The organism is Desulfobacter sp. UBA2225 (assembly GCF_002348205.1).
GTDB classification, from domain to species: domain Bacteria; phylum Desulfobacterota; class Desulfobacteria; order Desulfobacterales; family Desulfobacteraceae; genus Desulfobacter; species Desulfobacter postgatei.
Window position 1 is genome coordinate 1 of sequence record NZ_DDYV01000310.1, and the last position, 8,132, is coordinate 8,132.

The following is an 8,132-nucleotide window of genomic DNA, read 5'->3' on the forward strand; positions in this document are numbered from 1 at the left end:
ACCGGGAAAATGGGAATGCGCCCGGAACGGGGCTTAAATAACTTGCCCATTTTCCTATATCAGGGCCCCCCGCGCTCCCAGGTTAAATTATTTTGGACTCGTTCCTAAACTAAAAGATTGTGATCGCTCGATAGGGTCAAAAGCCACTCCCAATAATTACTATTTTCAAACCAGTTCCTTTATGATTGAATCAACCTTCAGGCAAATTTTCATGATTGACAAATATTAACCGGCTTATGTCGAAACCAACTTCTGCTGCTTTTTCTAATAGTGCAGACTTTATCTCTTTTTTCATAGTTGGGTTTCTTCCAAGAATCCACAAGTAGGATTTATCCGCCCCGCATACAAGAGAATATTGGTAACCCTCCTGATCAAGTTCAAAAATGATATAAGAACCATAAAAAGGGCCAAAGAAGGAAACTTTAAAGTAACCTAAATCTGGCTCTTCCATAAAATAAGCCTCTCCTTCAGCTTCTTTCCATGAGCCTTTCTCCGCGGAGTACCCACGATTTATGACGTTGACACCCCCGTCATTTCGCAATGTATAATCTGCAGTCACATGGGACAATCCTCGCTCAAATGAATGGTCCAGTCTTGCAATTTCATACCACGTCCCCAGATATTTTTCTAAGTTGAAATTATTAACGGGTTTAATATTTTCAGGTATTCCAGTGCACCCAATCAGAAATGTAAAAAGTAATATTGATATCTTTTTAAAATAATGAGCTTTTTGGTTGAATCTGTTTTTATTTCGTGAAATCGTCAAGGTTCAAATCCTTGTTTTTAAAAAGTTCATATCATTAATTGTTATTTAGCTTATAACTTTTCGAAATGATTGACACTCATTTTCTTGATTAATCAGTCTTTTTATCAGTATAAGTAATTTACAAACAACTTTTCCATTTTTTAATTTCGGCAACAAATTATTTCAGGGGGCCCGGATGAATAACGTAAAACCTATTCTGGTGACAGGAGCAACCGGTTATGTTTCCGGCCGTCTTATCCCATTATTATTGGCGGACGGATACAAGGTGAAAGCCATGGGACGTTCGATCCCAAAGATGCAAGATCGACCATGGGGGCAGGATCAAAATGTAGAACTGGTTAAAGGAGATATTCAAGATGTAGAATCGCTGAAAAATGCGGCAAAAGGTTGTGGTACCGTTTATTATCTTGTCCACTCCATGATCTCCCAAAAAGGCAAATATCGAAATGCAGATAAAAACGGTGCAAGAAACATGGTTCAAGCCGCTACACAGGAAGGTGTAGATCATATTATATATTTAGGCGGCCTTGGAGACATAAACCATAAAAATATCAGCAAACATCTCATTTCCAGAAATGAAGTTGGTAAAATTTTTATGGAAAGCCCCGTTCCTGCAACTATACTTCGAGCCGCCATGATTCTGGGATCAGGCAGTGCCAGTTTTGAAATATTAAGATACCTTACTGAACGATTACCTATAATGATAACGCCCAAGTGGGTTAGCATGCCAACCCAGCCAATCTCAATAACCAATGTTTTAGGATATTTAAAAGGCTGTTTAGAGCATCCCGAAACAAAAGGAAAAATATTTGATATTGGTGGACCCGAGGTGATCACATACCGGGATTTATTCCGCCTCTTTGCCAAAGAGGCAAATTTACCTGCACCATTTATAATTCCGGTTCCTCTGTTAACGCCTAAATTCTCATCACTTTGGATTCACCTTGTGACACCGGTGCCTGCCGCCATCGCACAACCCCTGGCAGAAGGATTAAGCTTACCCACTACCTGCACGGAGAACAGCATAACCCGGATTATCCCCCAAGACCTGATTTCTTGTTCCGAAGCAATTCGAAGGGCACTTGACCGGGTTCGTCAGGAGCAGGTCGACACCTGCTGGGCTGATGCCGGTGAAATCAAATACCCTGAATGGTCGCACTATGGAGATTCTGCCTACTCAGGTGGGACCATTCTTTCTTGCGGCTACCAGGCTACTGTAAAAGGAAGGCCAGGCAATTTATGGAAGTCTATTGAAAAAATTGGTGGTCGAACCGGGTATTACGGTGCGGATTTATTGTGGAAAGTTTATGGTATCATAGATATATTTACCGGAGGGGTTGGACTATCCCGCGGCCGGCGTTCCGAGAAGGAACTCAGGGTCGGGGATGCACTTGATTTTTGGAGAGTCCTTGAAATAGAAACCGAATCAAAGCTGATTTTATTGGCTGAAATGAAAATACCGGGCGAAGCGCTTTTAGAGATCAAAATGGAGGCTATGAATAGAGATCTTTGTAACGTCAGTTTACTCGCACGTTTTTTTCCTAAAGGTTTAGTCGGACTCGTGTATTGGTATGCCCTACATCCATTCCACCAATATGTATTCACGCAAATGTTGAAAGGATTAGTAAACGCCTCTAATTCAAAATTTGTAAAAAACCCGAACAAATACTCTCCTGGTCCGGCAAATACATGTAGATTGTCAGATCAATAATGTTAAAACTCGATCATCGAGTAAAATGTATAGGATTATTATATGAGTGATGACACCCAACAAATATTAAAGAATATTGCGCAGCTATTTGAATCACAGAGCTTTGCTGTTCTCTCCACCCAGAAAAACGATCAGCCATATTCAAGCCTTGTTGCATTTGCTGTAAACCCTGATCTTAATTATTTTTATTTTCTAACCCCCAATACAACCCGTAAATACGACAATCTGAAAACAAATCCGAAAGTCTGTATTCTTGTTAACGACAGCCAAAATCAAGCCGATGATGTTTACAATGCAGTTTCCGTTACCGGCACAGGTGTTGCGCAAATTATTGATAAGTCAATAGAACAAAAAGCACTTGATTTATACCTGAAAAAGAATCCTAATTTAAAAGAATTTTCCAAGGCACCTACCACAGCCTTCGTCCGTATCTCTATGAAGCGGTACTTTATGGTGAACCGATTTCAAAATGTCGTTGAAGTTAAGGTCAAACAATGAAACCGCTTCTCAATATAGATGAATGCTTAAATGCCGGAAAAGACCAGGTTGGCGGCAAAACCTATTGTATAGCAAAGATTCACAGCCATGGTATCCGGGTGCCAAAAAGTTTTTGCGTTCCCTGCAAGATTTATGATGATTATCTTGATCAGTCCCGTCTCAAAGAGAGGATTTTTTTTGAAATCAACAGAAAGCCGCTTGAGCAGATGCGGTGGGAAGAAATATGGGACACGTCGTTACGTATCCGCAACTATTTTCTAATCACCCCCATACCCGAAAAGATCGAAAAAGAACTTGCAGGCCTGATTGATAAATATTGTGGAAATACCCCTGTGGCGGTAAGATCCTCAGCCCCGGGCGAGGATAGTGCGTCGAATTCATTTGCAGGTCTTCATGACTCTTTTTTAAACGTTTCCGGGACCAGTGAAATTATAAAGCACATCAAACTGGTATGGGCCTCACTTTACTCAGATGCAGCGCTGCTCTACCGCAAAGAACTTGGGCTGGATATCCAGACCAGCCGGATGGCTGTTGTCATCCAGGAACTGGTTGCATCAGACAAGTCCGGTATCTTTTTCGGATTAAACCCTTCCGGTTCAAATGAATCGGTGATTGAATCGGTCTATGGTCTGAATCAGGCACTTGTTGATGGTGACATTGAGCCGGACCGATGGATCTTAAGCCGTTCCACCGGAAAATTGATCCGCCATACAGATCCGGTTCGAAAAAGATATGCCGCCCCCGGAAAAACCGGGATTGTGTTCCAAGATTTGAAAGACCATGAAGCCAAAACACCGCCGCTGAACCACGATGAGATTCATCAGATATGGAAAACCGGCAATCGACTTGAACAAATTTTCGGCAAACCCCAGGATGTTGAATGGACAATAACCAATGGGGAATTGACAATTCTTCAGGCCAGACCCATCACCAGTACCGGATTTACTGAAACAGATGACAAAAGATCCTGGTATCTCACCTTGCACAGGAGCTATGAAAATTTAAAGAAACTCTACGACAAGATTGAGCATCACCTGATCCCTAAAATGATATCCGAAGCTGATAAATTAAAGCAACAGGACCTTGAAATACTTTCTGCCCAATCTCTGTGCAGTGAAATCGAGAGAAGACAAAAAATTTATGATCACTGGGTAAAAATTTATTGGGCTGATTTTATCCCTTTTGCCCATGGAATAAGACTTTTTGGCCAGGTTTACAACGATGCCGTGGCGCCGGAAGACCCGTATGAGTTTATGAACTTGTTGGAAAATACCGGACTAAAAAGCATGGAAAGAAACAGTCTGATTGAAAAACTTGCCCAAATGATCCGTAATGATAAGGCTCTTAAAACAGAGCTTGAAAACGAACGGATGCCGGACCCAAGTCATCCGTTCAGAGTACTCTTAGATTCTTTTGTTGACCAATTCGGAGACCTGTCCTGCACAACCGGCAGCGGCAGTGAGTGTGACTACGGTAAAAATGCCGTCATCCATCTGCTGCTTGAGTTTGCGGGTCGCCCTATTAAAGCAGGGAAGTCAAATGGAATCGATACAGCTCAACTTAAAGATAGATATATTAAAAGTTTTCCAGTTGACCGTCGGGATTTTGCAAAAGAGGTTCTTTCCCTGGGCAGGGAAAGCTATCGGCTCCGGGACGATGATAATATCCATTTGGGGCGAATAGAGGCAGCCCTTTTTGAGGCTGTCCGGGAAGGCCGGAGAAGATTGATTCACCCCAACACAACGAAAGATGACGTCAAAATTCTTTTAAAAGCGCCTGCGTTAAGTCTTGAACGGAAAGATCAGAGCCGGGAAGAAAAAGTTTCTCCTGATAAGACTGCTATCGAAAAATGGATCTCCTCGCGTCAAATTGTTGGACACCCTGCAGGACCGGGGATTTCTTCCGGCCTCGCAAGACTGATTCAAACACCTTCGGATTTACTATCATTCAAGCAGGGTGAAGTCCTTGTCTGCCAGGGCGTCGATCCCAATATGACATTTATCGTACCGCTTGCCGCAGCCGTGGTTGAGGAAAGAGGCGGTATGCTCATTCATGGGGCGATTATTGCCAGGGAATACGGCTTACCGTGCATCACTGGTGCTTCAAATGCCATGAAGTTGATCGAAAATGGCAATCAGATAACCGTTGATGGATACCTGGGCATCATCACCTGCCACACTGAGGATCTGTGAATTTCGGGACTTATGATCTGATGAAAAAAAACGTATTTGAGAACACAATCACCAAACGCAAACAAGCGGAGCTAAACTTGAATAAGAGTGAGGAAAAGCAACGCATCCTCCTGGAAGAACTCAGGTACCGCAACATCATCGCCACAGCCATTGCAAAAGCCTCCAGTCTTTTTATTTCCCCGGATAAAGTGGACTACCAGGCCATACTCAGAACAATGGGAGAGAGTATTTCCGTCAACAGGGTTTATATTTTTGAGATAACGGGTAATGGCCGTACCCTTTCCAATACCTATGAATGGTGTGCCAAAGGAACCGAGCCCCAGATAGAAAATCTCAAAGAACTCGATGCCCATCTCTTTTCATGGTGGACCAACCAATTGCAAGATGGAAAGAATATTGTCATAGAAGATGTGGCCAACCTTTCAAGCCAGGCTGCCGCTGAAAAACAGATCCTCCAGAGCCAACAGATTCAGAGCCTTGTCTGTGTTCCGATCTGGGCAAAAGGGAAAAAACTGTGGGGATTCATGGGGTTCGATGATACACAAAAAAAACGCGAATGGACAGAAACTGAAATTGAGGCCCTGCAGATTATAGGAGAGATGATCTCCGGTGACCTGGAGCGAAACGCATCTGAAAAAAGGCTGGAATTTGAAAGAAAGCAACTGCTGTCTATATTTGACAGCCTGGACGGAAATATTTTCGTATCCGATCCCCATACACATGAAATACTCTATGTTAACAACGCCTTGAAAAAATATTTTGACCATGAGTTGATCGGCAAAATATGTTACAGGGAGTTTCAGGGGCTTGATTCTCCCTGTTCTTTTTGCAGCAATAAACAGATCCTTGAAGAAAAGCCAAAAATTCACAGATGGGAATTTTACAATGCCATAATGGACAAAACATTTTCCATTATGGACCGGATCATTAGCTGGCCGGACGGACGTGATGTCAGATTTGATTTGGCCATTGACATAACAGAAAAAAAACAGATTGAATCCTGTCTCAGGCAGGCCCAGAAAATGGAAGCCATCGGTACCCTGGCAGGGGGCATTGCCCATGATTTTAATAATATTCTTTCCGGTATCTTTGGATATCTTCAGCTGGCCAAATTTCATATTCTGGAGCCGGAACTGGCCGAAAAAGATCTCGAAAAAGTTTTAGAAGGCGCTCAACGGGCCACCTTGCTGGTCAAGCAGATTCTTACCTTTAGCCGGCATAAAGGAGATGACCGCCGGCCTCTGGTCGTATTTCCTTTGGTTCAGGAAACCTTAAAATTGCTTCGGTCCGTGATTCCCTCGAACATTGAAATTAAAAACAATATTGTTTCAAAAGCCATGATACTTGCTGATTCAACGCAAATCCATCAGCTGGCACTGAATTTGTGCACCAACGCGTATCAGGCAATGGGCGACCAGGGCGGGGTGCTGACCATCAGCCTAAATGAGGTGGTCCTTGGCAAGGACCAGTTGGGTCAGGAAAATAATCTGTTACCGGGTAAATATTTAAAGTTTGAAGTTTCCGATACCGGGCCCGGAATCGAAAAAGCCATCCAAAATAAAATATTTGATCCCTATTTTACAACAAAAAAAATGGGCAAAGGAACGGGGCTGGGGCTTGCCATGGTCGCAGGAATAGTCAAAAAGCACAATGGATTCATCACCGTACACAGTCAACCCGGAGAGGGGGCCAGTTTCAAGATTTTTTTACCGATTATTGCTTCCAAATTGTCTATAGAAAAACCAAAAACAGAAGAAAATGCGACCTCATACAGCGGAAAGGAGGCCGTCATGCTTGTGGATGACGAAATCGACATTCTTATTTCCCAGGAAAGGTTTTTGACCAATCTGGGATATAAGGTGTCAAGCTTTGAGGACGGACAATCTGCTTTACAGGCGTTTTTAGACCATCCGCATTCATTTGATCTGATTATCACGGATATGACCATGCCACGGATATCAGGAGACAAGTTGTCCAAAGAAATTTTAAAAATAAAACCCGATATTCCGATCATCCTGTGTACAGGATTCCATGAAACCTTTACCAGGGAAGTTGCTCTGGAACTTGGCATACGAAAATATGTCCCGAAACCCATAGAAATCGACCTGCTGTCCAAAATGATTCGGGATATTTTTGACGCTTAGGAACGAGACCGAAATAATTTAACCCGGGATATAGCAAAACGAATTTGAGCATGTTATTTTCCGTAATGGGATAGCTTAATGATCCGGATATCTTTAAATCGTTCTATATCTGCAAAGGTGGTTGCCATGGACTTAAAACAACAAAGCAACTTGAATATCGCCATTATTGGTTCCGGCATCTCCGGTATTTGCGCCGCATATCTTCTCCAAAAGCGACACCGGGTGACGCTGTTTGAAAAAAATGATTATTTCGGAGGCCATACCCATACGATTATCCTCCCGGACGGTCCTGATACAGGTACCCCTGTGGATACGGGTTTTATCGTACTCAATGAGCGGACCTATCCTAATTTTATAAAATTTTTGTCACTGCTCGGCGTTGAAAAATGCCCAACCGATATGTCATTTTCCTACTTTTGTGAAAGAACAGGTCTTTGTTATGCCAGCCAAAATCTGAATTCCATATTTGCCCAGCGCGCCAACATATTTAAGCCTAAATTCCTCCGGTTTGTTTACGAAATGGTACGCTTTCTCCGGATACTGAGAAAAGAATATCGTTCCAATGGCCTGCCGGCTGTCACACTGTCTGAATATGCACGACAAAAAGGGCTTCACAGTGAGGTCATTGACCAGTTCATCATCCCCATGGCAGCAGCCATATGGTCGGGTTCAGATTTTCAGATCAGCCGTTTTCCCATCAGAACCTTTGCCCAGTTTTATGAAAACCACGGCCTTTTAGGCGTAACCGGCCATCCGCCCTGGTATTTTGTCAAAGGCGGCAGCCATTCTTATGTCAATGCCTTCCTGGAATCATTCAAAGG

The 8,132-nt window shown here is 43.0% G+C and carries 6 protein-coding genes; 5 read left to right on the top strand and 1 reads right to left on the bottom strand.

Going from position 1 to position 8,132, the window contains the following annotated elements; genetic code table 11:
* Nucleotides 1-190: 190 nt before the first annotated feature.
* The gene (locus B3D59_RS16140; RefSeq protein ID WP_286822141.1) at nucleotides 191-766 is read right to left on the bottom strand and encodes a lipocalin family protein; all 576 of its coding nucleotides are present in this window, start codon (nucleotides 764-766) and stop codon (nucleotides 191-193) included.
* A gap of 175 nt (nucleotides 767-941) precedes the next feature.
* On the opposite strand from B3D59_RS16140, the gene B3D59_RS16145 reads away from it, so the two are divergent.
* The 5 genes from B3D59_RS16145 to B3D59_RS16165 all read left to right on the top strand — a co-directional run.
* Nucleotides 942-2,477 carry an SDR family oxidoreductase gene (locus tag B3D59_RS16145; protein ID WP_286822142.1) on the top strand — a complete coding sequence of 512 codons (1,536 nt, stop codon included), beginning with the start codon at nucleotides 942-944 and terminating at the stop codon, nucleotides 2,475-2,477.
* Between the two features lie 42 nt (nucleotides 2,478-2,519).
* The gene (locus B3D59_RS16150) at nucleotides 2,520-2,975 is read left to right on the top strand and encodes a pyridoxamine 5'-phosphate oxidase family protein (protein ID WP_286822143.1); all 456 of its coding nucleotides are present in this window, start codon (nucleotides 2,520-2,522) and stop codon (nucleotides 2,973-2,975) included.
* Complete coding sequence (locus tag B3D59_RS16155; protein WP_286822144.1) at nucleotides 2,972-5,167, top strand: PEP/pyruvate-binding domain-containing protein; 2,196 nt, start codon at nucleotides 2,972-2,974, stop codon at nucleotides 5,165-5,167. Before B3D59_RS16150 ends, B3D59_RS16155 begins: the two co-directional genes overlap by 4 nt.
* A 20-nt stretch (nucleotides 5,168-5,187) precedes the next feature.
* The gene (locus tag B3D59_RS16160) at nucleotides 5,188-7,311 is read left to right on the top strand and encodes a GAF domain-containing hybrid sensor histidine kinase/response regulator (RefSeq protein WP_286822145.1); all 2,124 of its coding nucleotides are present in this window, start codon (nucleotides 5,188-5,190) and stop codon (nucleotides 7,309-7,311) included.
* A 126-nt stretch (nucleotides 7,312-7,437) separates the two neighbouring features.
* The coding region (locus B3D59_RS16165) for an FAD-dependent oxidoreductase (RefSeq protein WP_286822146.1) at nucleotides 7,438-8,132 on the top strand (695 nt) is incomplete at its 3' end.